Genomic DNA, 25,941 nt, shown 5'->3' with positions numbered 1-25,941 from the left:
CGACGGACGTAACCACGCGGCGAAGTATGAGGACCCACCCCACAACGCACGTCACGCGCGCCATGCGTGTTGCACTCTTCGGCCTGCTCGCCGTCGTACAGGCGTGTGCCAGCGCGGGGTCCGGCGTCCGTCCATCCGAATCGCCGGCTCGCCCGAACGCGGTTCGCCCGGACGCGGCGCGCGTGGCCGAACTCGAGGCGATCTACCGGGCACGGGCCGAAGCGGCCCTCGAGGGCGCGCACGAGGCGGACATCCGCTTCATGTCCCACATGATTCCGCATCACGCGCAGGCTCTGGTCATGGCGGGCTTCGCGCCGGACGCCGGCGCGAGTCCCTCGATCCGGACGCTGTGCGCCAGGATCATCAATGCGCAGACCGATGAAATCGCCGTCATGAGCCGGTGGCTCTCCGACCGCGGGCTGCCCGTGCCCGAGACCGGAGACATGCGGGGCCACGGCGACGGGGCCATGCTCATGGCCGGGATGCTGACTCCGGAGCAACTCGCGGAACTCGAGGCCGCGCGCGGGGCCGACTTCGACCGGCTCTTTCTCGAATACATGATCCAGCACCACAACGGCGCCGTCACGATGGTTCGGGAGTTGTTCGCGACCGACGGCGCCGCGCAGGATGACTTCGTCTTCAAGCTGGCCTCCGACATTCACGTCGATCAGGCCACGGAAATCGCCCGCATGGAGTTGATGCTCGAGGCGCTCACCGCGCCGGAGACGGGCGGCTGATTCGTGAAGTTCACCCCAATCGAAGGATCCGACATGTCCGCTGTAACGAAGGAACGAGACGACACGCGATTCACCGCTCGCCTCGGGACGCTGCTCGCCGGCGCGATCGCCGCGGGAAGCTTCGCGGGCTGTGCATACCAGTCGGCGCAGACCGGCATGGCCACCGCTCCCGCGGCCCCCGCCGCCGCGCCCACGGGGCTCCAGGTCGATCCGCCCACGCCGGACCCGCGCGTCGGGCTCGCGCCCGGCATGTTCGATGCGGGGGAGGCGATCTGGAACCTCGACCTCGTCTCCACCACGCCGCCGCCGGACCCGTTCGTGGGGAAGACGAACTCCGACCTCGCGTTCTCCGGCGCGTACGCGATCCAGGGCAACTACGACGGGGTCCAGATCTGGGACATCTCCGACCCGGCGAATCCGCGGACCGTCATCACGTACGTCTGCCCGGCTTCCCAGAGCGACGTCTCCGTGTACGAGAACTTGCTCTTCGTCTCGGGCGAGGGGTTCGGCGGGCGGCTGGACTGCGGCGATCAGGGCGTCGAGGAGGCCGTGAGCCACGACCGGCTGCGCGGGATCCGCATCTTCGACATCTCCGACATCACGGCGCCGGAATACGTCGCCAACGTGCAGACGTGCCGCGGCTCACACACCCACACGCTGCTGGAACACCCCGGGGATGACGAGAACGTCTACGTCTACGTCTCGGGCTCCGCGCCGGTGCGTCCGGCGGAGGAACTCGCGGGCTGCTCGGGCGCGCCGCCGGACGAGGATCCGAACACCGCCCTCTTCCGCATCGAGGTGATCCGCGTGCCGCTGGCGGATCCGGCGAGCGCCGCGGTCGTGAGTTCGCCCCGCATCTTCGAGGACCTGATCGCGCCCCCGACGCACGGCCCGGCGCCCGACGACATTGCCGCGATTGAGGAGGCGAGGGAGCGCGGCGCCTTCATCATCGAAATGATGGGGCAGGAGATGGTGCTGCCCGAGCAGGCCGCCCAGCAGATGCTCGGACAGATCGTGGCCCAGCGCGGAGGCGAGGGCGCGCCCACCGCCGCCGACAGCGCGGCGCTGCGGGAAGCGCTGCCCTCGATCGTGGCGCAGATGATGGGACCGCAGGGAGATGGAGACGGTCCGGAGCCCGGTCCGACGCAGTGCCACGACATCACGGTCTATCCGGCCATCGGCCTCGCGGGCGGGGCGTGCGAGGGCTACGGCATGCTCCTCGACATCTCCGATCCGGAGAATCCCCGGCGGCTCTCCGCCGTGGCCGATTCCAACTTCTCCTACTGGCACTCGGCCACCTTCAACAACGACGGCACCGCGATCCTGTTCACGGACGAATGGGGTGGCGGCGGCGCGCCGAAGTGCCGGGCGTCGGACCCGATGGAGTGGGGCGCGAACGCGATCTTCACCATCGAGGGCACGGAGATGGAGTTCCAGAGCTACTTCAAGCTGCCCGCGCCGCAGACGCCCGAGGAGAACTGCGTGGCCCACAACGGATCGCTGATCCCGATCCCCGGCCGCGACATCATGATCCAGGGCTGGTATCAGGGCGGGATCTCGCTCATCGACTGGACCGACCCCGTGAACCCGGTCGAAATCGCCTACTTCGACCGCGGCCCCGTGAATCCCGACCGCATGCAGATGGGCGGCAGCTGGTCCGTCTACTGGTACAACGGCGTCATCGTGAACTCCGAGATCGCGCGCGGCCTCGACATCCTCGAACTGGTCCCGAGCCAGGCGCTCACGCGGAACGAGATCGACGCGGCCAACTCCGTGCAGCTCTCGCACCTCAATTCGCAGGGTCAGCCGATCTTCGAGTGGCCCGCGACGTTCGCGCTCGCGAGGGCCTACCTGGACCAGTTGGAGCGGCACGGCGGGCTTTCCGCCGCCAGGATTGGCGCGATCCGCGCTGAACTGGCCGCAGCCGAGGGGATGTCGGGCTCCGCGCGCGCCGGCGCGCTGCGTTCGCTGGCCGACGCCGTGGACGGTGACGCCGCCGGGGCGGGAGACGCCGCCAAGGTCCGCAGGGTGGCGCAGGTGACTCGAGGTCTCGCGGCCATGGGCATGTGAGCTGCGGACCGGCCCCCGTCGCGGCAGTCGGCGACCCGTCCGAACCATGCCGACGTTGATCGAAGCCCCGGCCGTCATCGAGGCGGCCGGGAGCAAACCCAAGCGCATCGAGGAGTACGCCGGCCGCGTCCGGACCGGGCACGATGGCGTCAGCGTGGCGCGCATGGTGGCGCCGTCCGGGTGGGTCGAACCGGGTCAGCGTCCCGAGTTCGAGGAGATCACCGTCGTGCTGAGGGGCACGCTACGCGTCGAGCACGAGGGTGGCGTCATGGAGGTGGAGGCCGGTCAGGCGATCATCACTCACCCCGGCGAATGGATCCGCTACAGCACGCCGGGCCCGGAGGGGGCCGAATACATCGCCGTCTGCCTCCCCGCCTTCTCCCCCGACACCGTCCACCGCGACACGTAGGCTCGGAGCAGGGGCTTTCTATTCCGGATCGGCGATACCGGACAACTCGACGGGCGGTCGGTCCGGGAACCTCGCGACCGGCGAGAGCCTGCCTCCCATGGCCTCGACGCTCCTGCGCAGCGCCGTTTCCTCCGCGATGAGTTCGGCAGCGCGCTCCTCCACCCGTCGCCGCCGCCGGGTGTCGAGTCCCTCGATGATGTCGTTCACGTCACAGCGGCGCCTCATGAGGGGTCGATTTCTGTCAGAGTGACAGATTGGCCGCGCCGCACACCCCGAACCGACACTACCGAGTGCCACAGCGGACGAACGATATCGTCCATCATCTCAGGTGGAACCTTCACCCTGTGTTTGCCTGCTCCCAAACTTCGCGTAGTTCGTCCGCAATCTTGGGTGGTGGGTCCCCTGCAAGTCCGGTGGACGCCAGCTGTTCCGCGAGCCGGATTTCCCCGCACTCCAGAGCGAGCCAAGCGGCGCTGCGATGCATCACGGCGAAGGTCAACGGGGACGGATCTTGGAGGGCGCGCAGTGCCGTCAACTCGCTCTCCAAGGCTTGCGCGTAGAGCCGCCCAGCTTCATGCAGGTCGCCTGCCGCTTTGGACCGATCCGCAAGGAACGCAAGGTCCATCGCCCGGTCATGAGTGGCGCGTGACTCGTTCATGAAGTCTCGACCGCAGCCAGCGGACGCCCGCATTCCACCACGGTTGCGTAGCCGGGCGCCGTTTCGTCACCGCGCAGGTACACGGCACCCGCTTGGGCCAGGGAGCTTCCAACTTCCGGGCTCAGCCCGACCATGGTTCCGTCGCCGAGGTCGCCCGGATCAAGGACCTCCTCCCCCACTCCCTCCTCCCCTCACCCCCGGCCAAGAATCGACGAACGTCGAGCAGAATGGAGGTTGTGGGCGTAGCGAGCAACCCACCCCAAGCGACCGTTGCCGGTCCGCCGCCGCATGCGACTCGTGGAGCCGGACGAGGGTTTCCCGAGGAGGAGAAGACAACATGGAATTGGGCCGTGCGCACACACAAGTCGCTGCTATGCATGTGATTCCAAGACCTCGGGCGGATCGAAGCCCTCCCAGCGGACGTCCGGTACGTCTCGGAATCGTTCCGCCATCACCTCGAGTGCTTCCGGGTTGTCGTCCACGAGGATGAAGTCCCGTCCCAGTTCGTGGGCGGCCATGCCGGTCGTTCCGCTGCCCGCGAAGAAATCGAGCACGAGGTCGCCGGGATTCGATGACGCTGTGACGATACGCCGCAGGACGCCCAACGGCTTCTGGGTCGGATACCCCGTCCGCTCGGCGCCGTTCGTGGGGACGATCGTGTGCCACCAGGTGTCCGTGGGCAGCTTCCCGCGCGTGGCCTTCTCCGGTCCCACCAGCCCCGGCGCCATGTACGGGATGCGCTCGATCTCGTCCACGTTGAACACGTAGTTCGACCGATCCTTCACATAGAACAGGATGTTGTCGTGCTTCGCCGGCCAGCGCGTCTTCGGTCGCGCGCCGTAGTCGTACGCCCAGATGATCTCGTTCAGGAGATTCTCCGGGCCGAACAGGTCGTCCAGGAAGAGCCGGCAGTGGTGCACCTCCCGGTAGTCGACGTGGAGGTAGAACGACCCGTGAGGGGCGAGGACGCGATACGCCTCGACGAGCCGGGGCCCGAGGAACGCGAGGTAGTCGTCGAACCGATCATTGAAACGGCGTGTACCAAGCGCGGTCGTCTCGTAGCGTGCCCCCTTGAAACCCGTCCGGTCTCCGTCTTCGCCATGTGAAGCGCGACGCGTCCTGATCCGAGTCCGTCGCTGCGTCCGGCCGGTGTTGAAGGGTGGGTCGATGTAGATGAGATCCGCGTGCCCGTCCGGCATGCCCCGGAGCGCGTCGAGGTTGTCCGCAAGCATGATTCTGGGCATGGCATCTCCCGGGCGGTGCCGTCCACATGGCGCGGAGCGGGTCGGGCCCGGGGAAGCTAGACTTGTCCCGCCAAGGCCTCAACGCGGGCGGGGAAGTGACGCCCATTGCCCGCCCGCCGTCTGGACACCACGATCAACCCCCGTTGGATCGATCGTTCGAACAGCGGTTGGACCGCCACGACATCCAGCCGCCCCAAGACGCTGGACATGCGCCGCGCGAGGGCGCCGCACCGGAGACGCCAATGGAATACGATCCCACCCTTCCCTGGTACCGACGCCTTCACTGGCAGGTGCTGTCGGCCATGATTCTGGGTCTCGGCGTGGGCTGGGCCTTCGGGCTGCCCGCGGCCAACGCGATCGGCTGGATCGGCGAGCTGTTCATGAAGCTGCTCCGGATGATCATCGTGCCGCTCGTGCTCACCTCGATCGTGTCGGGGGTCGCCTCCGTGGGCGGGGGAAGGGCGATCGGCCGCCTGTTCAGCAAGACGATGGGCTACTACGTGCTGTCGAGCATGCTGGCGGCGCTGACCGGGCTCCTGATGGTGAACCTCATCCGGCCGGGCCGGAACGCGGACATGGGCGCGGCGGCCCAGCAGGAGGTCCCGGAACTCAGCACGCCGGATTCTCCGGTCGACCTCATCCTCGACATCGTCCCGAGCAACTTCTTCGCCGCCGCCTCCGCAGGCGACATGCTGGCGATCATCTTCTTCTGCATCGTCTTCGGCGCGGCGATCACCGGGCTGCCGGAGAAGCCCCGCGTGGTCGTCACCGACATCTTCAACGCCTTCTTCCAGGCCATGATGGCGCTCACGTCGGGGATCATAAAGTTCCTCCCCATCGGCGTCTTCGCGCTCATCACGCGCATGGTGGGGGAGACCGGATTCGACCGCTTCGCCGCGCTCGCCAAGTACTTCGCCACGATCGGGTCGGGGCTCACGATCCACCTCTTCATCACGATGCCGCTCCTGCTCATCCTGCTGGGCCGCATCAAGCCGCTGGTCCACTTCGCGAACCTGCGCGAGCCGCTCCTCACCGCGTTCTCGACGAGTTCGTCGGGCGCGACGCTCCCGGTCACGATCAAGACGCTGCGCGAGAAGGTCGGCGTCTCGAACAAGGTCTCCTCGTTCGTGCTCCCGATGGGGGCGACCGTGAACATGGACGGCACGGCGATCTTCGAGTGCGCCGGCGCCCTCTTCATCGCGCAGGTGCTCGGCGTCGACCTCAGCATCGGGCAGCAGGCGATCGTCGTCCTCACGGCGCTCCTCGCCTCGATCGGGGCAGCCGCGGTGCCCTCGGCCGGCGTGGTCGTGATCTTCATCGTCCTCAACGCGATCGGCCTCGGCGACAACCCGGAGGCGATCACGATCGTGGGCGCGATGCTCGCCATCGACCGGCCGCTCGACATGTACCGCACCGCGGTCAACGTGTTCAGCGACTCGTGCGGCGCCGCGATCATCGCCCGCTCCGAGGGAGAGGAGGGGGTGGACACCGAAGTCCGCGGCTGACGGCGGTGTGACCGGTCGGGCTGAGCGCGCGAGCCGCAAAGGGGGCGATATGCCTGATCGCAGGGAGTTTCTGAGCCTGGCCGGCGTCGGCGGGGGTAGCGCCCTGCTCGGCGCCTGCGCCGGTGGCGCCCCCTTCACCGGCGGCGTGGCGGCGGGCGAGGGGTTGGACGCGACTGCTCGCGCGCTGCTGGACGAGTTACGCGAGATCCCGGTCGACGACACGCACTGCCACCCGCTCACGTTCGATGATGCGGAGACGGATCTCGACGAGTTCATCGAGCGGTTGGCGCTCTCCGCCTTCCCCATGGACCGCTACTTCCCGGCCGGCGTCTACGGGCGCTGGCGGGCGGGAGACGCCTCGGAACGCGCCACGCTCGACGCCGAATTCGACATTGCCGCCACGCGGGCGCGCGTTCTTGAGCAGGCGGGGGAGACGGTCTTCCTCCGTTATCTCGTGAAGGAACTCGCCGCCTTCCTCGACTGCGACCCGACCTTCGAGGCGGTGATCGAGGCCCGCAACGAGCGCGGGCGGGACTACGCGAGCTATCTCCGTGCCATGTTCGCCGACGCGAACATCGAGAACGCGATGCTCGACATGGGCTACCGGGAGGGGATGGACCAGGGCGGCGTGGCCCGCTTCAAGGACGCGATCCTCCCCACCCGCGGCCGACACATCCTGCGCGTGGACACGATCCTGCGGGCGCCCATGAGCGAAGACCTGAGTCTCGACGAGATCGAGACGCGGATGATGGCCGAGATCGAGGCCGGCCTCGACGGGAACGGCAACCTCGGCGCCCCTTCGTACGGGATGAAATCCTACCTGCTTCCGCGGCTGGGGCTTCTGAAGCCACACTTCGACCGGGCCGCGGCCCGCCGCTCGTGGGACGCGTTCCGGGCCACCCGTGCGCGCGGCGAGGTCCCGGCCGCGGACGCCCAGGACCGCGACGACTACTGGCAGATGCAGAGCGAGGCGCTGCTTTACCTCCACTCGCTCGCGCTCGAGGCGTGCCTGGAGCGCGACATGCCGATGCAGTTCCACGCCGGCGATGGCGAGGCCCCGCGCGGGATCATGCGCAACCAGGACCCGTTCCTCATGGAGGAGATGGTCCGCTTCGAGCGCGGCGGCGTGATGCGCATGCCGCAGGTCATCCTCATCCACGCCGGCTACCCGCTGATCGGCCGCGCGGCGTGGCTCACGCACCTGTACGCGAACTGCCACTTCGAACTGTCGCTCGCCGCGCCCCTCATCCACCACGGCATGCTGCGCATGTTCCTCGAGGTGATGGAGGTCGTCCCCCTCTCGAAGATCCTGTTCGGGAGCGACGCCTACCACCTGCCCGAGTTCTACTGGCTCGCCGCCAAGTGGGGCCGTCGCTTCCTCGCCCAGGTGCTCGGGATCTACGTCGACGCAGGAATCCTGAACCGTGCCGAGGCCGTGGCAGCGGCGCGCATGATCCTGCACGAGAACAATCGCCGCCTCTACCACCTCGACGGTTAGAGCCGAAAGCTCCCCCCACGCCGCGCTTACAACCGCTTGCAAGCCCACAGATCTGTTATTCCGATCACAGGAATATTGCAAAACAGATTGCGTTATTGTTGCAAAACCATGTACAAAATTGCCGCAAATCAGATTATGACAGCATTGTGATACAACTCGCAAACGCGTTGCGAATCCGAGTGCTCCAACGTAACCTGAAGGTCAGCAGCGGTTTCAACAGCCGCCGCACAACCGGGTCGAGTGTGACGATGGCATCTACGCAGGACTACCGCCCGCGGGTCGCGGACGCGGAGCTGGAGGAACGCCTCGCAGCGGCGGGCACCGTTCTCATCGAAGGACCGCGCGCCTCCGGCAAGACGTGGGCGGCGCAGCGCCTCGCGCGCAGCCAGGTACTCCTTGATGTGGACGAGACGGCCCGCCGGCTCGCCAGGCTGGATCCGGCCGAGCTACTGGCGGGCCCCACACCCCGCCTCCTGGACGAGTGGCAGCTGGAGCCCGGACTTTGGAATCACATGAGGCGCGCGGTGGACGACCGCCAGGCGGCGGGGCAGTTCATCCTCACGGGCTCCGCCGTGCCGTCGGATGACATCACGCGTCATTCCGGCGCGGGCCGCGTCAGCCGACTTCGCCTACGGCCCATGTCCTTGTTCGAACTGGGCCGGTCCACCGGATCCGTGTCGCTCCGGGCCGTCCTGGGCGGCGAGCGCGTACCGAGTTCGGAGGCTCGACTGGGCGCGAGGGCGCTCGCCGACCTCGTCTGTTTCGGCGGCTGGCCCGCCAACCTTGGAAAGTCGCCACGCGCGGCTCTGCGGGCGAACCGGGACTACATCGAAGAGGTCTGCCGGACCGACGTCCCTAACTTGGACGGAACGCGGCATAACCCGGAGCGCGTGAGTCGGCTGCTGCAGTCGTACGCGCGCAACGTATCGACGACCGCGTCCATCTCGACGTTGGCGGCGGACGTAGGCGGGCCGGGGCCGCCGCTGAGCGAAGGGACGGCGCACACCTACTTGGCGACACTGCAACGCCTCATGCTTATCGAGCCGCAGCCTCCCTGGGGGCCCCATCTCCGCTCGCGCTCACGGCTGCGGTCCACGCCCAAGCGGCACTTTGCGGACCCATCGTTGGCCACCGCGGCGCTCCGTGCGGACGCCCGTCATCTAATGGGTGACATCGCGTGGTTTGGGCTGTTGTTCGAGTCGCTGGTCGTGCGGGACCTGCGCGTCTACGCCCAAGCCATGGATGCGCACGTGTACCACTATCGAGACAACACAGGTTTGGAGGTGGACGTCATCGTCGACGGGGGACCCGGCCGTTGGGCCGCCTTCGAAGTCAAGCTGGGTACGCACCGGATCGACGACGCCGCCAAGATCCTGCTCAAGTTCGCCAAGCGGGTGGATACGGACCGGTGTGGAGAACCGGCAGCCCTCTGCGTTATCGTCCACGATGGCTATGCATACGAACGTGCGGACGGTGTCGCCGTAATCCCCGTAGCGGCCCTCGGACCGTAGCAGTCCGCGGCCGCCCAAACGCAGCAAGGCTGCCAGCGGTCCTTTCGGCCGCCCGCCCCCGCACCATCGATGGAGAACGACGCATGAAAACAATCGGCCACGCCATCCGAAGCGTTCCGGCCGCCTCCGCGGCGCTGATCCTTCTGGCCACAGCGGCGGCAGCCCTGCAGCCGACCCAGATGGTCGGGGCGCCGGACCGGGGTCCGGACGAAGGCGGGGGACCGTACGACCGCCTCATCATCCGCGGCGCCACCGTGATCGACGGCACCGGCGCGCCCCCCATCGGGCCGATGGACATCGTCATCGAGGGGAACCGCATCGTCGACGTCGTCGGCGTGGGCGTCCCGCAGCGCCCGATCGACGAGGCGCGCCGCCCCGGCCTCACGGTCGAGGGCAACCCGGACGCGATCGTGCACGAGATCGACGCGACGGGCATGTACGTGCTTCCGGGCTTCGTCGACCTGCACCTGCACACCGGCGGCGTCCCCAAGGCGCCCGAGGCCGAGTACACATACAAACTGTGGATGGCGCACGGGATCACGACCGGCCGCGGCGTCGCCTTCGGCCCCCACGACTGGTCCGTCCAGGAGAAGGCGCGGAGCGCGGCGAACGAGATCGTGGCCCCCCGCATGTGGGTCTATCCCTTCACCGGCGCGGGCGGCGAGGGCTGGGGCGGCCGCCGGATCGACACGCCGGAGGACGCGCGCGACTGGGTCCGGTACGTGAAGGAATCGGGCGGCGACGGGCTCAAGCTCAACTCGTTCCGCCCGGAGATCATGGAGGCGCTGCTCGACGAGGCCGCCCAACTCGGCCTCGGCAGCACGGCCCACCTCGGCCAGATGGGCGTCGCGCAGATGAACGCGCTCGACGCGGCGCGCCTCGGCCTCGGCACCGTCACGCACTTCTACGGACTGTTCGAGGCGCTGTACAAGGACCGCGACGTCCAACCGTGGCCCCCGGAGATGAACTACAACGACGAGCAGCACCGCTTCGGCCAGGTCCCGATGCAGTGGAATCTGATCCACGAGCGCGGCAGCCCCGAGTGGAACGCCTTCCTGGAGGAAATGCTCTCGTACGACGTCACCCTCGACCCCACGATGACCGCCTACCAGGCGAGCTGGGACGTGGACGACCAGATGTACGCGCCGTGGCACGAGACCTACACGCTGCCCACGCTGTGGGAGTTCTACGAGGCGAACCGCGAGGACCACGGCTCCTACTACTTCGACTGGACGACGTGGGAGGAGGTGGCGTGGCGCGATTTCCTCGAGGTGTGGCACGACCTGCTCAACGACTACAAGAACATGGGCGGCCGCGTCACGGCGAGTTCGGACGCCGGCTACATCTACAACCTCATGGGCTTCTCCACGATCCAGGAGATGGAACTCCTGCAGCACGCCGGGTTCCATCCGCTGGAGGTGATCCGAGCCGCGACCATGCACGCGGCCGAGACGCTGTTCAAGCCGACGGGCCGCCCCATCGAGTTCGGCGTCGTACGCCGCGGCCTGCTGGCGGACCTCGTGATCGTGGACGAGAACCCGATCCACAACCTCAAAGTCCTGTACGGCACCGGCGCGCGGCGCCTGAACGACGACACGGGCGAGGTGGAGACGGTTGGCGGCATCCTCTACACGATCAAGGACGGCATCGTCTACGACGCGAAGCAACTGCTCGCCGATGTGGCCGAAATGGTCGAGGAACAGAAGCGCGCCATGACCACCGCCACCGACAACGGGAGCTAGCTTGGCGAATTCGCAGTTCGACGTCACGCCATTCCTGACCCGGACTCGACTGGATCCCCCGCAGCCATCCGGATTCACGGTTCCCCACGAAGGCGTCGAGTTGATCGTATTCGACGTGCCCGCTGCGGATGCGCCGGTACAAATGACCGGTAACGGTTTCCCGCTTCGCGTGGGCGACCAAACCGTCCGAGCGCGGGAAACGCAGATCGCAGCGACCAAACAGCAGGGAATGTACGAAAGCTGGGAGAGTCGCCGTTCCTCGTGCTCCCTGGAGGACCTCGATCCGAAACTGCTGGCCCGGGCGCGCGCTGGCGCAGGGCTGTCCGCGTTATCGGATGAGGAATACCTGCTGAAACGGAAGCTGGCGGACCTGCGCGGACGCCGAATCGTGCTCCGGCGCGCCGCGGAACTGCTCTTCGCTCGCCACGACCCGGATCATCCCAACGCGGGTGTCCGCGTGTTTCGCGTCATCGGCACAGAGCGACGGTTCGGGGCGGAGCACAACGTGGAGGAACGGCCTCGCATCGAGGGCAGTTTGCCGCGGGTGCTCGACGAGGCTCACGAGGTTGTCTCGGGATTGCTGCGACGCCCGTCCCGTATGGTCGGCATGCGGTTTCGGGAGATGCCGGAGTACCCGGACTTCGCTTGGCGCGAGGCGTTGCACAACGCAGTAGCTCATCGGGACTATGCCATCCAGGGAAGCGGCGCCGAGATATGGCTTTTCGAGGACCGCATGGAGGTGGTGAGCGCAGGCAGGCTGCCCGAAGGCGTCACACTGGAGGAAGTGCTCCGGCTGGAACGAGTACACCGAAGTCGTAATCCACGCATCGTGAGGGTGCTGGTCGACCTCGGTTTCGCGAAGGACCAGGGGGAGAGCATTCCCCGCATGTTCGCGGAAATGGAGGACGCCTTCCTGCCGCAGCCCGAGTTGGAGGTTGGTGGCGAGCGAGTGATCGTGACGCTGCGTAATACCTCAACCCTCACGGCTTCGGATCGCCAGTTCGTGGCCAGCCTGGGGAATGCCGACCTGAGCCGTCACGAGTTTCGAGCGCTTCTGATGGCCCGCCGACGGGGACGCGTAGACAACGCCGCACTGCGTTCGGTCACGGGACTCGACACGCTACGCGCCAGCCATTTGCTGCGCGGTCTTCGCGACCGGGAACTCCTCACGTTGCAGGGGCGCGGGGCGGATAGCTCCTACACGCTTACGCCGGTGGTCCGTGACCTCGCCGTGGATCGAGGGGAGCTGCCGGACGGATCGGGGGGAGCTGCCGGACGGATCGGGGGGAGCTCCGGCGCGGATCGGGGGGAGCTGCCGGCGGATCGGGGGGAGCTGCCGGCGGATCGGGGGAGCTGCCGGCGAGTGTACGACGACAGATCGATGGCTTGGGATCGCGGCCCCGGAAGGCACGGCTACGCGCCGTCGTTGAAGCAATCTGCGCGGCCAGGGAATGGACGACGTCGGGAGACATCGCGCGCTTCCTCCACTTCTCTCAGCGTAAGCTCACCGGTCGCCACCTCACACCAATGGTGGAAGCCGGACGGCTCGTGCAACGCTATCCGGACAACCCCACACACCCCGAGCAGGCCTACAGAGCCCACAGCCCTGGAGCGCCTGCTGAAACGGAACACAAAGGAACATCATGAATAATCGAAGAGAGACGGCGACGCTGGCCGGGGGGTGCTTCTGGTGCCTCGAGGCCGTGTATCAGTTGCTCGAAGGCGTGCACGGCGTGAAGTCGGGTTACGCGGGGGGGCATGCCGGGAATCCCACCTACGAACAGGTATGCTCGGGGCGCACCGGGCACGCGGAGGTGGTGCGGGTCAGCTTCGATCCGGACAGAGTGACATTCGACGATCTGCTGGATGTCTTCTTCACGATCCACGATCCCACGACGCTCAACCGGCAGGGTGCGGACGTCGGGACGCAGTACCGCTCGGCGATCTTCCACGAGAGCGAGGCACAGAAGGAAGCGGTCGAGCGGAAGATCGCGCAGATCACCGCCGCCGGGATCTGGCCGGACCCGATCGTGACGGAGATCGCTCCGCTGGAGACGTTCTACCCGGCCGAGGCCTACCACGACGATTACCTGAATCGGAACCCGACCCAGCCGTACTGCCAGGCCATCGTGGCGCCCAAGGTGGCGAAGTTCCGGCGGCAGCACCTGCAGCGCCTGAAGCGGGGAGCGGGCGTCTGACGGAGGTCTCTGCACTGTCCCGGCGGTGGGGGTCCTCGCCGCGGACGGACGCGTGACGACGCCGGCGCACGCGGCGCTCAGCCTGATCGTTCTGGGCCGGTCGGAGCGCAACGCGCTGCCGGTCGCGCTCGGGGCCGTCGCCCCGGACGCCCCGATGCTCGTCTTCTACCTCTGGGAACGGCTCGTGCGCGGCGTGTCGGAGGGACGGATCTGGTCGGAGCGCTACTTCGACCCCGGTTGGCAGGTCGTGTTCGACATCCCGAGTTCGATCCCTCTCCTCGTGATCGCCTTGTGCATCCTCCTGGTGCTCGTCGGCCGGCGCTCGACCGCTGGGCGCATCCCGTCAGCCGGGGTGGCCGCCACCCCGCGGACTGCGAGGCTCACCGCATGGACCCTGTTCGTCGCGAGCATGATCCTCCACGCGCTGGGAGACCTCCCCCTGCACCGGGAGGACGCGCACCGCCACTTCTTCCCCGTCAGCGACTGGCGGTTCACCAGCCCCGTGTCGTACTGGGATCCAGCGCATTACGGAGGGTACGCGGCGGCAGGCGAGGTCGTCCTGGTGCTGGCCGTCTCCGTCTTCCTCTTCCGGGCCTACCGGGGGCGGGGTCGCTGGATCGTGGCCGGGATGGCCGGCATCTACGCGCTCTTCATCGGCTTCGCCCTGCTGATGTGGTCGGGACTCTGATGGTGATCGAGGAGACGCTGCGCTGGGAGCCCGCCGTGCAATCCGCCGCCCGCCACTTCTGTCTCGGCGCCCCGCTCGCTCGCCTCGAGATTCGCGTCGTGCTCGAAATGCTATCGGCCCGCTTACCTGGCCTGCGGCTTGACCCCGCGCTTCCCGGCGCACCCTATGGCTATGAGTTCCGCAAGCCGCCGACGTTAGGGGTGATGCGGGATGCGCAACAAGTCCGAAGCGGACATGAGACGGAGATGAGATGGGCCGGGACGAATTCCTGAGTCTCATCGAGGGGATAAACGTATGGCGGCGAGGCGATTCGCGCGCCCCGCACAAGCCTCTCCTCCTGCTGCTCGCGCTGGCGCGGGTCGCGCGGGGAGAGGCGCGCCTCGCGGGCTACGAAGCTGTGGTCGAGGACGCACTCACGGAATTGCTGAGACGTTTCGGCCCCCCGCGCGTCTCTCACCACCCCGACCAGCCCTTCCAACGTCTGCCGAGGGACGGTTTGTGGGAGATCCGCGGCCTTGAGACGCCGGGTTCCGCCCGGATCGAGGGCCGAGTCCCGTTACGCGAACTGCGGAAGATGGAGGGAGGCTTCCCCGCCCCCGTCCACCGCTTGCTAAGGAGGAATCCGCAGTTGGTCGAAGATGCTGTCCGGAGGATCCTCGAGGGTCATTTTCCCGCCTCCCTGCACACGGACATCCGGGACGCCGTCGGCCTGCCCGACTACGGAACCCCGCTTGTCGAGGCATGGGCCGGCTCGGCCGCGGCTGCGGGGACGCTGCTACGAGAGACGCCGGCCCCGGTTGCAGGCCCGCCCCGCTCTGCAACGACACCGCGTGATCCCCGGTTCCGCCACCGCGTGTTGCGGGCCTACGAACGCCGCTGTGCGGTGTGTGGGTTCGACGTGCGGGTGGAGGACCAGTTGCTGGGGCTGGAGGCCGCGCACATCAAGTGGCACGCGGCGGGTGGGCCCGACGAAGTGCCCAACGGGCTCGCGCTGTGCTCCTTCCACCACAAGGCCCTGGATGTGGGCGCTCTGGGGCTTGAAGAGGCGGGCGAGAGCGTGGCCGTGCTCGTTTCCAGCGAGGTCAACGGACAGAGCGCCGCCGTGCGCCACCTGCTCGACTTCCGCGGCGAACGGCTTCGCCCTCCGCGCGGCCGCGAACTCGCGCCGGCGGTGGAATTCGTGGCTTGGCACCGACGCGAGGTGTTCCGGGGCCCCGCACTGAGCCCACGGCGGTAACGGACCGTGCACCACGACGAATCGGACGCGGCAACCTTCGGCCTGCCGCTCTTCAGCCGGGCCTTGAAGCTGGATGACCTCGCCGGCCGGATCCGCGAGGCGGCGTCTCGCATCGAGCGCGGCGACTTCTCGTCCGCCGGATCCGGCGAAGACGTGGGGGGCGCGGTAATCCTGCCCCTGTTCGAGCAGTTGGGCTGGGATATCGACGACACCGAATCCGTGGTCCGGCGCTTCCGGACGCCGACGGGCGCCGTGGACTACGCCCTGTGCCATCCGGCCGGGACTCCGCGCCTGCTCGTGAAGGTCGATCCCCTGTCCACCGGGCGGCGCGGCGGACGCGCATCCGGGCGGGAGACTCATCCATTCCACGATCTCACGCTCCACGCCCTCCAGCTCGCGATCTCGGAGGACGGACGCGAGTGGCGCCTCCATTTTCCGGCCGGAAGCGAACGCCTCGACAACCGGGAGTTCGCGCGCGTGGACCTCGTGGCGGACGAAACGCCGGGCGTGGCCGAGACGCTCGACACTTACGCGAACTTCTTCGCGCTGCGCGACGGGTGGGCGTTTCGCGCCGCGGAGGCCGAATACCGGCGCGGCGCCTTCCCGGCATATGCGCCGCGGGCGTGGCGGTGTACGCTCGCGGGATCCGAGGTGCTGGACCGATTCCGGGCCGAGATGCGGGACGCCAGCGGGGTCTCGGCGGACGCGGACGAGGCCGCGGCCTTCATCCGCCGTCAGGTGGAGGCGCTGCCGTGGACGCCCTCGCCGCCGGACGCCGCGCCCTTCCGCCGGGTCGCCGTGGGCGACAAGGTGTGGGTGTACGACTCCGCAAGCGGCGACTTGGAGTGCTACTACCCGGTGGCGGGCGACCCGGACTTCGAACGCAACGAGGTGACCGCCGAATCGCCGCTCGGACGCGCCCTCCTCGGCGCCCGGGAGGGCGAGATGCGGGAGACCCACCTGCCGGACGGCACCCACTGGATGGTCCGGATCGTTCTGGTCGCGCCGCGCGACCGCGTCGGAACTCCACCGCAGCCGTGAGCGCCTCCGCGGTCCCCCGTTGCGTCATGCGTCCGCTCGCACCGCGCAGGCGTCGGCTACGTTAGCAATCCGCGCCGCAGTGCGCCGCGACGAGGCGGGTGAGGATGCCCATGTAGTCGTCCCACGGCGTCCGGGCGTCCGGTACGGTCTTGTGCGCGACGACCATGTCCAGCGACGGGATGACCGTGATGAACTGGCCATAGGCGCCCCGGCCGCTGTACGCCCCCTCGAACCCCTCCGGCACCGCGGGACCATCCCACACCCACCACATGTAGCCGTAGCCGAACTCGCCCCCGCGCAGGCCCTCCGGATTCATCTCCTCCGAGGGCGTGACGACGCTCGTGATGCGCTCGGCCCACCCTTGCGGCAGCACCCGTTCCTCCCCCCACACACCGCCCAGCAGCATGAGGTGGCCGATCCGGGCCATGTCGCGGGTCGAGAGCATCATGTGGTAGGCGAGATTGCGCGACCGGGTCGCGTCCCCCGTTTTGAGGTGGATCGACCGGTCCCAGTCCTCGAAGCCCAGCGGCAGGGCGAGATCGGTTTCGAGCGCGTCGTAGATGTTGCGGCCCGTGAGTTGCTCGAAGACGGCGCCGGCCGCGTTGAAATCCCAGTTGCTGTACAGGTAGTACGTGCCGGGTTCCTGCGAGCCCCGGGGCGGCGCGTCCGCGAGGTTGTCCCCCGCGTTCGAAGCCGGGTGATAGACGCCGGAGCGCGCGGTGACGAGATCGAGGATCCGAGCGCGCTTCTCGACCGGGAGGAGACCCTCGACGTCGTCCATCCCCAACTCCTCGAGGGTGAGTTCGAGGTCGATCGTCCCGTCCGCCACGTAGTTCCCGTACAGCATGGCGAGGATGCTCTTCCGGACCGAGGCGAGGTAGCTCAGCGAGTCCACGGGCCCGTGCTCGAACAGCACTCGTCCCCCGACGATGGCCATCACGGCGGAGGTGTTGATCCCATCCACGTACGGATGGATCGCCTCCAGCGCCGGGGCCGAGAACCCCGCGGCCGCCGGATCCGCGATCCGCTCCCACGACGCGCCCGGATAGACGGCATCGGCTCCGCGGTCCGCGACCGGCGCCGGAGAGCAGGCGAACCCCGCGCCGAGTGCGAGAACAAGCACCGCCAGCGCCACGAAGCCTTTGACACGGGTATCACGTTTGAGGATCATCGGGTTCGCTCCCGTTCGCGGAAAGGATGCCGGAAGTGAAGAACATCACTATTACGGTACCGGAAGATGTTGCCCGATGGTTGAAGGACAAGGCGGCGGAGGCCGGCCGCAGCGTATCGAGCTGGATCTGCGAGCTGCTCGAACGGACGCGGTGTGAAGAGGACGAGTACGAAACCGCCATGAAGCGCTTTCTTGCGCGGAAGCCTCGCACGATCGAGTGGTCCGGCGGGCGCCGGCCCGCCCGGGAGGAGTTGTACGACCGCCCCGGGAAAAAACTCGCGTGACCCGCGCCGAGCGAAGGAGTCGTCCATGCCGCAAGCGGAGGCCGTGTACCGCAACTGCACCCCCCTCATCGCGGCGCTGCTCGCCGTGAGCGTCCAGGCCGTCGGCTGCACCGGGGAGGGTGCCGACCCCGCCCCCGAGTCCCCGGCCGATGCCGGGGTCGCGCCCCCCGTCGCACGCGTGATCCCGGAACAGTTGGAGACGCACGGGCACACGCGCATCGACAACTACTACTGGCTGAACCAGCGCGACAACCCGGCCGTCATCGAGTATCTGGAGGAGGAGAACGCCTACACCGACGCGCTGATGGCGCACACCGGGGGTCTCCAGGCGGAGTTGTTCGAGGAGATCAAGGGCCGGATCAAGCAGAGCGACCTCTCCGTCCCGGTGAGGGAGGGTGACTTCTTCTACTACAGCCGCACCGAGGACGGCCGGGACTATCCGATCTACGCCCGAAAGCGCGGGTCGCTCGACGCGACCGAGGAGGTCATCCTCGACGTCAACGCGCACGCCGAAGGGCACGATTACTACTCCGCCTTTCCCGCGGTGAGCACCGCCGGCGACCTGATGGCATGGGCCGAGGACACGCGCGGGCGCCGCATCCACACCATCCGGATCCGGAATCTCGACACGGTAGAGGACTACCCGGAGTCCATCGAGGGCGCCTCCGGCAACATGGTGTGGGCCGAGGACAACCGGACGCTCTTCTATGCGCGACGGGATCCCGGCACCCTGCGTTCGTATCAGGTCTACCGGCACCGCGTCGGCACCGACCCCGCGGACGACGTGCTCGTGTACCAGGAGGACGACGAGGAGTTCAGTTCCCGCGTCCGCAAGACGAAGTCGAAGCAATACATCGTCATCTCCTCCTCCCACACGCTGGCGGACGAGCACCGCTTCCTCGATGCTAGCGATCCCGAAGGCGAGTTCACCCTCTTCCTCCCGCGCGAGCGCGGGCACGAGCACCGCTTCGATCACCTCGAGGACCACTTCTACATCCGGACCAACCTCGACGGGGCCGAGAACTTCAAGCTCATGCGGACGCCCGTCGGGGAGACGGCGACGGACGACTGGGAAACGGTCGTCCCGCACCGGAGCGACGTGTTCCTGCAGGGGTTCGAGTTGTTCCGGGATTACCTCGTGCTGTCGGAGCGCGAGGGAGGGCTCACCCGCCTGCGCGTCCGCGCGTGGGAAGGGGAGGAGCACGAGATCGCCTTTGACGAGCCGGCCTACCTGGCCTCGCTGTCCGCCAACCCCGAGCTGGACACGAACATCCTGCGCTACGGGTACACCTCGCTCTCCGCACCGCGCTCGGTCTACGACTACGACATGTCCACGCGCGAGCGCACGCTGCTCAAGGAAGACGAGGTCCTGGGCGGCTACGACCGGGGGGACTACGTGGTGGAGCGGCTGCACGCCCCCGCCCGCGACGGCGCCGTGGAAGTCCCCCTGTCCGTCGTCTACCGGCGCGGCCTCGAGAAGGACGGGGACAACCCGCTCCTCCTCTACGCCTACGGTTCATATGGGGCGAGCATGGAGCCCACGTTCTCCTCCACCCGTCTCAGCCTCCTCGACCGCGGGTTCGTGTACGCGATCGCCCACATCCGCGGCGGACAGGAACTGGGCCGGGCGTGGTACGAAGACGGGAAGATGTTCAACAAGAAGAACACCTTCACCGACTACGTGGACGTGGCGGACTTCCTCGTCGCGCAGGGCTACACCAGCCCGGAGAAGCTCTTTGCGCGCGGCGGGAGCGCGGGCGGCCTTCTCATGGGGGCGGTGGTGAACATGCGGCCGGAGTTGTTCCGGGGCGTCGTCGCGCACGTCCCGTTCGTCGATGTCGTGACGACGATGCTGGACGAGTCGATTCCGCTCACGACGTTCGAGTGGGACGAATGGGGCAACCCGAGCGAACTCGAGTCCTACCGCTACATGCTCTCCTACTCGCCCTACGACCAGGTGGAGGCGAAGGACTATCCGAACCTGCTCGTCACGACGGGTCTCCACGACTCGCAGGTCCAGTACTGGGAGCCGGCGAAGTGGGTCGCGAAGCTGCGCGCGATGAAGACGGACGAGAACCGCCTCCTCCTCAAGACGCACATGGACGCGGGCCACGGCGGCGGCTCGGGCCGGGACCGGGAGTACGAGGAACTCGCCTTCGAGTTCGCCTTCATCCTCGACCTGCTCGATGCCGGCCCCGGATGACGGAAGCAAAGTCCTCAGATCGCCGCCGGCAGATCCTGAGCTTGTCGATCACTTCTGGCCTTGGAGTGGGCGACAACCGGGTTTGCTGCTCACGGGTGACCGACAACGCGATGGCCTCCGTGACCCCGCAGGTCCGCTTCAGAACGCCTTCCGCCCCTCGGCCAAATTGAGCAGACTGGGGAAGACCCACAGCGCGGCCCTCCGCCCGGCGGGCGGGAGGAGCTCCCCAATCACGTCGTTCTCTCGCAGCACCGTGAGAAAGCGACGCGCCGTGGACTCGGGAATGCCCGACTTCTTCACGAAATCGGTGCTTGAGAAGATCGGTCGCCCGAACATCCAGTTCACCGCCAGCGTCGCGTATTGCGACCGGGTCATCTTGGGGACTCGGTTCTTCAGGTCGTCGTACAGCTGCAGAATCCCCTTCGCCTTGGCCAGGTTCTCCTCCGCCTCGCATTCTGTGTGGGTTTGCCGGTCACCCATGGCCGACAAGCTGGTTTGTCGGTCACTTCGGAGCAACAATGACCGACAACGGACTTGGGATGACCCCGTTTGGCTCGGAGAGTCGCCTCACGCCGTTGATGGGAGCGGATGGCGCCACTTCAGCCCCTCGAATCGACTGAAATCGCGGTCGGTCGTCACCCACTCGCACCCGCTCTCGATCGCCATGGCCGCCAGAAACGCATCCGGGACCAGGTTGCCCCTCGTCCCGGCTTGATGGCACAACCGTACGAAGATGGCCCAATGGCGGGAGCCGGGTGTCACCTCGATGCAGTTGGGCCGCTCGCGAAGTTGCTCCGCGAACGCGGTCGCGTCGGACAGAATGCTCGGAGCCTTGAAGACCTTCGGGTGCGTGACCGCGCGAATGAATCCGCTGAGAACCAGCGGGCTCAGTCCGAACGCCGCATCGGAGTCGACCTCGGAAATCAGCCATTCGAGATATCGCTGATGGTCCGGAGCATCCCGGCGATGGGCGTAGACGAGGATGTTGACGTCGGGAAGGATCAAGCGCCGTCTTCCATGAGTTCGATGAGGGCCGCGGAATCATCGAGATCGACGCCCGGCAGCAGGCCGCCCTCCCCCGTGGTTACGAGAGAAAGCGCCGTGGGCGGGTTCGAAGTCCGGTCCCTGTGCCGTTGAAGCCGTTCGCGCAGCGACTGCGCGATGAGGGCCGTCACGGTCGTTCCCGACTCAAGCGCGTGACGCTTCACCGCTCGCATGAGGTCATCGTCCAGCCGAATCGTGGTTCTCATGACATAAAAACATACGCTAGTGACGCCAATATGTCACGGCATGTGTGCCTGGGCTCGAACCCACTCGACGGCGTCGCGGTGCGTGCCGAACCACACGCCGGGCTTCGACCGCATGTGCTCGATGAGTTCGCGCAGGATCACGATCCGTGAACGGTGCCCGATGTAGTGCGGATGCATGGTGAGGAGGAACATCGTCCCCTCCTCGTAGGCGACGTCGAACTCGTCCTTGTACACCTCCAGCACCTCTCGCGGGTTGGCGTAGCGGTCGCCGAGGGGGTTGAAGAGCGGCGCGTCGTCGAGGATCCAGTCCACCGGAAGTTCGACGAGACCCGTGGGCTCGCCGTTCGCGTTGATCTCGTACGGCCGGTCGTCCGCCATGAGCGACGAGTCGTACAGGAAGTCCATCTCGAGCAGCAGGTCGAGCGTCGCGTCGCTGAAGTTCCACGACGGCGCGCGGTAGCCGACCGGGCGTTCGCCCATGAGTTCCGTCATGCGCTCCACCGCCATGCGCAGGAGACGTTCCTCCTCCTCGCGCGGGAGCGTCGCGTTGCGCTCGTGGATCCAGCCGTGGACGCCGATCTCGTGCCGCCCGGAGGCCTGGATCATCCCGATCTGGTGCGGCGCGAGGCTGAAGCTGAGCGCGGGGCCGAAGAAGGAGGCCGCGATCCCGTACTCGTCGAGGAGGTCCACGACGCGGCCGAGGGCGACGCGCGATCCGTACTCTCCCTGCGAGAGCCCGCCCACGTTGGTGTCGCCGTTGCGCAGCCAGACCGTCTCGTTGTCCACGTCGAAGGAGAGCAGCACGGCGACGCGACCGCCGTCCGGCCACGAGTCCGGGTTGAGGTCGCGCCCCGCGCGCACCCGGTTGACGGCTTCGAACACGCGCGCTTCGGACCAGCGCCATGGCGGGTCGTCCGCCTCCTGAGCCGCGTTCGCCGCCGCTGGAATCGCTGCAGCCGCTGCCGCCGCCGCCACGCCGTAGAGGACGACGGCGAGTCCGCGAGAGATCGAAGATCGTGTCGGGCCGGTCATGAGGATTTCCCCCGTTTCGGTAGTCATCTCAAGTCTGAAGGCTTATTTTAACAGATTGCTCGTGAATCGGACGGTCGGCGCCGATTCCGTACGGCGCTGGGAGCCCGTCCCCGATTCGTGGGCTCGTCGCCGTGGTGTCGGCCCTCCTCCGGAATATGGCGACGACGACACATGACGACTACGACAGCCGAAATCGGCACCATGAACCTCACCGCGCACGGCATCACCGTCACCCGCATCAAGCGCAATCCCTCCGTGGAGGAGCTCTATGCCGATGCCCTGAGCGGACGCGAACCCGGCGCGATCAAGGCGGCCAACGGAGCCCTCGTGGCTTTCTCCGGCGCCAAGACCGGCCGCTCCCCGAACGACAAGCACGTGGTGCGCGATCCCGAGACCGAGCGGGATGTCTGGTGGGGTCCGGTCAACTTCCCCCTCCAGCGCGAGAGCTTCCTGCGGAACAGGGCCCGCGTGCGCGCCTTCCTGAACGCGCGGGATCTCCTCTACGTCATCGATGGCTTCGCGGGCTGGGACCCGGAGTACCGTCTCAACGTCCGGATCATCTGCAACCGCCCGTACCACGCCCTCTTCATGCACAACATGCTCATCCGCCCCACGCCCGAGGAACTGGCGGAGTTCGGCGAACCCGACTTCGTCGTCTACAACGCGGGCCAGGAGGCGGCGGACCCGTCGGTGGAGGGCGTCACTTCGCCGACGAGCGTCGATCTCTCCTTCGCCGACAACGAGGCCTGCATCCTCGGGACCGAGTACGCGGGAGAGATGAAGAAGGGCGTGTTCACGATCATGAACTACCTCATGCCGAAACGGGACGTGCTCTCCATGCACTGCTCGGCGACGACGGATCCGGAGACCGGCGCCTCGTCGCTCCTCTTCGGTCTGTCGGGGACGGGGAAGACGACGCTGTCGGCGGATCCGCACCGTCTGTTGATCGGCGACGACGAGCACTGCTGGACCGACTCCGGGATCTTCAACATCGAGGGCGGCTGCTACGCGAAGACGATCGACCTCTCCGAGGAGAAGGAGCCCGACATCTACCGGGCCCTGCGGTACGGAGCGGTGCTCGAAAACGTCGTGTTGCGCGACGACGGGAGCGTGGACTGGTCGGACTCGTCGATCACACAGAACACCCGCGGCAGCTACCCGATCGAGTTCATCGAGAACGCGAAGGTGCCGTGCGTGGCGGGCCACCCGACGGACGTGATCTTCCTGACGGCGGACGCGTTCGGCGTGCTGCCGCCGGTGAGCCGGTTGACGCCCGAGCAGGCCATGTACCACTTCATCAGCGGGTATACGGCGAAGGTCGCGGGCACGGAGGTCGGCGTCACCGATCCCGTGGCCACGTTCTCGCCCTGTTTCGGCGGGCCTTTCCTGGTGTGGCACCCGGCGAAGTACGCGAGCCTGCTCGCCGAGCGAATGCGGGAGCACGGCGTGAACGTGTGGCTCGTGAACACGGGCTGGAGCGGGGGGCCGTTCGGTGTCGGTGCGCGGATCGACCTGCCGCATACGCGCCGGATGGTCGACGCCATCCACGCGGGCGAGCTGGCCGACGCGCCGACGGAGCCGGACCCGGTGTTCGGGGTGCACGTCGTGACGGAAGTGCCGGGAGTGCCGAGCGAGATTCTGCGGCCGCGGGCAACCTGGCCGGATGCGGCGGCGTACGATGAGAAGGCCGCGCACCTGGCGCGGCTCTTCAAGGAGAACTTCAGGGAATACGAGGACGACTGTCCGCCGGACGTGTGTACGGCGGGCCCCGGGGTCTGACTCCGGCCACGGGCGGCGCACAAGAGGAGGAAGCTCGATGCGGCGATGTAATCTGATGTTGGCGGTGGGCCTGGCGGTGCTGGTGGCCGGGTGTAGCAGCGCGGGGCGTGACGCTCCGCGGATGGCGGGCGCCTCCATGGCGGGCGCGGCGCAGGCGGGCAACGGCGACGGCAACTCGACGCCGCTGTACGGGAACCTGGGGCCGCACAATCGCCCGGTCACCACGCACTCGGAGAAGGCGCAGGCCTACTTCGACGAGGGCCTCCTCTTCATGTACGCCTTCGGGACCTCGATCGCCGAGGAGTCGTTCCGCGCCTCACAGGCCGAGGACCCGGAGTGCGCCTCGTGCTACTGGGGCGAAGCTTGGTCGCTGGCGCCGTACCTGAACGGCGGCATGTCGCCCGGGAATGAACGCTCCGCCCACGCCGCCATGCAGAAGGCGAAGGAGCACAGGTCGAGCGCAACCGAGGTCGAGCGGGCGCTGATCGACGCCTTCGACCTGCGCTTCGAGGCCGACCCGGAGCGCTCCCGCCGCCGCATGCTCGACACGCTGTACGCGCGCGAGATGGACAAGGTCGCGGCGCGCTTCCCGGACGATCTGGACGTGCTCACGCTGCAGGCCGAGTCGTGGATGCTGCTGCGGCCCCGCCGCGGCGATGTCGACCTCAAGGCGGACGACGTGAAGAAGATCCGTCCCATCCTCGAAACCGTCCTGGCCCGCGACATCCGTCACCCCGGCGCCTGTCACCTCTACATCCACCTCGTGGAGGCGTCGCAGGAGCCGGGCCTGGCCGAGGCGTGTTCGGACCACCTCGGCAGCCAGATCGCGGTGAGCCACATCCACCACATGCCGACGCACATCTACATGAACATCGGCCGCTGGGGCGACGCGGTGCGCGGCAACCAGCAGGCGTGGCACGCGGACCAGAAGGCGGAGCACGGCGGTCCTCCCGGCGTCTATCCGTCGCACAACCTGCACATGCTGCTCAACGCCGCCGTGATGGACGGGCAGAGCGCCGTCGCGATCCAGGCGGCGAAGGATCTGGCGGGACACCGCGGCCCGTGGGCGGCCTACATCCCGCTCACCTACGCGGCGTTCGGCCGCTGGAGCGAGATTCTGGCGGGCAGCGGCCCGAAATCGGACGAGCCCATGGAACTCGTGGCGTGGAGCTTCTCGCGCGGCCTGGCCTACCTCCGCATGGGGCATGTCGACGTCGCGCGGGACCACCTCGAGGAGATCGACGGGGTGCTCGAGGACGCCGATCCTTCCGCCACCTTCCGCTACAGCCCGCTCTCGGACGTCGTCGCGCTGCCGCGCTCGATCCTCGCCGGAGAGATCCTGAACGCGGAGGGGAAGGCGGACGAAGCCGTGACGGCGCTCAGGCACGGGATCGAGAAGGAAGACGGCCTGATCTACTCCGAACCCCGAGCGTGGCACATGCCGGTGCGCCACACGCTCGGCGCCATCCTGCTCGACAACGACCGGGTGGCGGAGGCGGAGCGGGTGTACCGCGACGCGCTCGAAGATCTGCCCAATCAGGGCTGGGCCTGGTTCGGCCTCATGCAGGCGCTCGAGGCGCAGGAGAAGACGGCGCAGGCGCAGGAGGCGCGCCGGGAGTTCGATCGCTACTGGGTCCGAGCCGACACCTGGCTGCGCAGCTCGAGGTTTTGAGATGCGCCGGGT

The 25,941-nt window shown here is 67.7% G+C and carries 24 protein-coding genes; 16 read left to right on the top strand and 8 right to left on the bottom strand.

Annotation, left to right across the window (positions count from 1 at the left end; translation table 11 throughout):
• Positions 1 to 62: 62 nt before the first annotated feature.
• The 3 genes from ACOGXI_RS11430 to ACOGXI_RS11420 are packed head-to-tail and all read left to right on the top strand — an operon-like array spanning position 63 to position 3,216.
• The gene (locus ACOGXI_RS11430; protein WP_419938972.1) at positions 63 to 737 is read left to right on the top strand and encodes a DUF305 domain-containing protein; all 675 of its coding nucleotides are present in this window, start codon (positions 63 to 65) and stop codon (positions 735 to 737) included.
• 33 nt (positions 738 to 770) lie between these two features.
• Positions 771 to 2,807 (top strand): LVIVD repeat-containing protein, encoded by a 2,037-nt coding sequence (locus ACOGXI_RS11425; protein ID WP_419938971.1) that lies wholly within the window; start codon positions 771 to 773, stop codon positions 2,805 to 2,807.
• 46 nt (positions 2,808 to 2,853) lie between these two features.
• A complete protein-coding gene (locus ACOGXI_RS11420; RefSeq protein ID WP_419938970.1) occupies positions 2,854 to 3,216 on the top strand; it encodes a cupin domain-containing protein in 363 nt (120 codons plus the stop codon).
• Positions 3,217 to 3,234: 18 nt separating this feature from the next.
• Here ACOGXI_RS11420 and ACOGXI_RS11415 read toward each other — a convergent pair whose 3' ends face one another.
• The 3 genes from ACOGXI_RS11415 to ACOGXI_RS11405 all read right to left on the bottom strand — a co-directional run bounded on the left by ACOGXI_RS11415 (position 3,235) and on the right by ACOGXI_RS11405 (position 5,118).
• Positions 3,235 to 3,441, bottom strand: a complete 207-nt coding sequence (locus ACOGXI_RS11415; RefSeq protein WP_419938969.1) for a hypothetical protein — start codon at positions 3,439 to 3,441, stop codon at positions 3,235 to 3,237.
• 112 nt (positions 3,442 to 3,553) lie between these two features.
• Positions 3,554 to 3,874: a hypothetical protein gene (locus ACOGXI_RS11410; protein ID WP_419938968.1), complete on the bottom strand. Its 321-nt coding sequence runs from the start codon at positions 3,872 to 3,874 to the stop codon at positions 3,554 to 3,556.
• Between the two features lie 371 nt (positions 3,875 to 4,245).
• Complete coding sequence (locus ACOGXI_RS11405) at positions 4,246 to 5,118, bottom strand: DNA-methyltransferase (protein ID WP_419938967.1); 873 nt, start codon at positions 5,116 to 5,118, stop codon at positions 4,246 to 4,248.
• 242 nt (positions 5,119 to 5,360) lie between these two features.
• Between ACOGXI_RS11405 and ACOGXI_RS11400 the strand changes: the two genes are divergently transcribed.
• The 9 genes from ACOGXI_RS11400 (at position 5,361) to ACOGXI_RS11360 (ending at position 16,538) form a co-directional block, all read left to right on the top strand.
• On the top strand, positions 5,361 to 6,623 hold the full coding sequence (locus tag ACOGXI_RS11400) for a dicarboxylate/amino acid:cation symporter (protein WP_419938966.1): 1,263 nt from the start codon (positions 5,361 to 5,363) through the stop codon (positions 6,621 to 6,623).
• A gap of 49 nt (positions 6,624 to 6,672) precedes the next feature.
• Positions 6,673 to 8,121 (top strand): amidohydrolase family protein, encoded by a 1,449-nt coding sequence (locus tag ACOGXI_RS11395; RefSeq protein ID WP_419938965.1) that lies wholly within the window; start codon positions 6,673 to 6,675, stop codon positions 8,119 to 8,121.
• A gap of 248 nt (positions 8,122 to 8,369) precedes the next feature.
• Entirely contained in the window at positions 8,370 to 9,632 is a 1,263-nt protein-coding gene (locus tag ACOGXI_RS11390; protein ID WP_419938964.1) for an ATP-binding protein, read from the top strand.
• A gap of 83 nt (positions 9,633 to 9,715) precedes the next feature.
• Positions 9,716 to 11,374 (top strand): amidohydrolase family protein, encoded by a 1,659-nt coding sequence (locus ACOGXI_RS11385; protein ID WP_419938963.1) that lies wholly within the window; start codon positions 9,716 to 9,718, stop codon positions 11,372 to 11,374.
• A gap of 1 nt (position 11,375) precedes the next feature.
• Positions 11,376 to 13,025, top strand: coding sequence for an ATP-binding protein (locus ACOGXI_RS11380; protein WP_419938962.1), 1,650 nt, complete (start codon positions 11,376 to 11,378; stop codon positions 13,023 to 13,025).
• Positions 13,018 to 13,572 carry a peptide-methionine (S)-S-oxide reductase MsrA gene (gene msrA / locus ACOGXI_RS11375; RefSeq protein WP_419938961.1) on the top strand — a complete coding sequence of 185 codons (555 nt, stop codon included), beginning with the start codon at positions 13,018 to 13,020 and terminating at the stop codon, positions 13,570 to 13,572. Before ACOGXI_RS11380 ends, msrA begins: the two co-directional genes overlap by 8 nt.
• Before the next feature lie 52 nt (positions 13,573 to 13,624).
• On the top strand, positions 13,625 to 14,260 hold the full coding sequence (locus tag ACOGXI_RS11370; protein ID WP_419938960.1) for a hypothetical protein: 636 nt from the start codon (positions 13,625 to 13,627) through the stop codon (positions 14,258 to 14,260).
• A 250-nt stretch (positions 14,261 to 14,510) separates the two neighbouring features.
• Positions 14,511 to 15,497, top strand: coding sequence for a phosphorothioated DNA-binding restriction endonuclease (locus tag ACOGXI_RS11365; RefSeq protein ID WP_419938959.1), 987 nt, complete (start codon positions 14,511 to 14,513; stop codon positions 15,495 to 15,497).
• Between the two features lie 6 nt (positions 15,498 to 15,503).
• Complete coding sequence (locus ACOGXI_RS11360; protein ID WP_419938958.1) at positions 15,504 to 16,538, top strand: GreA/GreB family elongation factor; 1,035 nt, start codon at positions 15,504 to 15,506, stop codon at positions 16,536 to 16,538.
• Positions 16,539 to 16,599: 61 nt separating this feature from the next.
• On the opposite strand, the gene ACOGXI_RS11355 is transcribed toward ACOGXI_RS11360, so the two are convergent.
• A complete protein-coding gene (locus ACOGXI_RS11355; protein ID WP_419938957.1) occupies positions 16,600 to 17,709 on the bottom strand; it encodes a serine hydrolase domain-containing protein in 1,110 nt (369 codons plus the stop codon).
• Positions 17,710 to 17,744: 35 nt separating this feature from the next.
• Here ACOGXI_RS11355 and ACOGXI_RS11350 point away from each other — a divergent pair, with 35 nt between their 5' ends.
• Both ACOGXI_RS11350 and ACOGXI_RS11345 read left to right on the top strand, forming a co-directional pair.
• Positions 17,745 to 17,993, top strand: coding sequence for a hypothetical protein (locus ACOGXI_RS11350; protein ID WP_419938956.1), 249 nt, complete (start codon positions 17,745 to 17,747; stop codon positions 17,991 to 17,993).
• Between the two features lie 25 nt (positions 17,994 to 18,018).
• Complete coding sequence (locus ACOGXI_RS11345; RefSeq protein ID WP_419938955.1) at positions 18,019 to 20,196, top strand: S9 family peptidase; 2,178 nt, start codon at positions 18,019 to 18,021, stop codon at positions 20,194 to 20,196.
• Between the two features lie 138 nt (positions 20,197 to 20,334).
• Here ACOGXI_RS11345 and ACOGXI_RS11340 read toward each other — a convergent pair whose 3' ends face one another.
• From ACOGXI_RS11340 to ACOGXI_RS11325, 4 genes are all read right to left on the bottom strand, one after another.
• Positions 20,335 to 20,676 carry a hypothetical protein gene (locus tag ACOGXI_RS11340; RefSeq protein ID WP_419938954.1) on the bottom strand — a complete coding sequence of 114 codons (342 nt, stop codon included), beginning with the start codon at positions 20,674 to 20,676 and terminating at the stop codon, positions 20,335 to 20,337.
• An 87-nt stretch (positions 20,677 to 20,763) separates the two neighbouring features.
• A complete protein-coding gene (locus tag ACOGXI_RS11335; protein WP_419938953.1) occupies positions 20,764 to 21,201 on the bottom strand; it encodes a type II toxin-antitoxin system VapC family toxin in 438 nt (145 codons plus the stop codon).
• Complete coding sequence (locus ACOGXI_RS11330; RefSeq protein WP_419938952.1) at positions 21,198 to 21,446, bottom strand: ribbon-helix-helix domain-containing protein; 249 nt, start codon at positions 21,444 to 21,446, stop codon at positions 21,198 to 21,200. The genes ACOGXI_RS11335 and ACOGXI_RS11330 overlap by 4 nt, the downstream gene beginning before the upstream one ends.
• 33 nt (positions 21,447 to 21,479) lie before the next feature.
• Positions 21,480 to 22,478 (bottom strand): polysaccharide deacetylase family protein, encoded by a 999-nt coding sequence (locus ACOGXI_RS11325; protein WP_419938951.1) that lies wholly within the window; start codon positions 22,476 to 22,478, stop codon positions 21,480 to 21,482.
• 171 nt (positions 22,479 to 22,649) lie between these two features.
• On the opposite strand from ACOGXI_RS11325, the gene pckA reads away from it, so the two are divergent.
• Entirely contained in the window at positions 22,650 to 24,257 is a 1,608-nt protein-coding gene (pckA, locus tag ACOGXI_RS11320) for a phosphoenolpyruvate carboxykinase (ATP) (RefSeq protein WP_419938950.1), read from the top strand.
• A gap of 37 nt (positions 24,258 to 24,294) precedes the next feature.
• On the top strand, positions 24,295 to 25,929 hold the full coding sequence (locus ACOGXI_RS11315) for a tetratricopeptide repeat protein (RefSeq protein WP_419938949.1): 1,635 nt from the start codon (positions 24,295 to 24,297) through the stop codon (positions 25,927 to 25,929).
• Positions 25,930 to 25,941: the final 12 nt, after the last annotated feature.

It is taken from the genome of Candidatus Palauibacter sp. (genome assembly GCF_965208055.1).
In the GTDB taxonomy this organism is placed as follows: Bacteria; Gemmatimonadota; Gemmatimonadetes; order Palauibacterales; family Palauibacteraceae; genus Palauibacter.
Note: the sequence above shows the minus strand (reverse complement) of the source record. Positions and strands in the feature narration are given on the sequence as shown.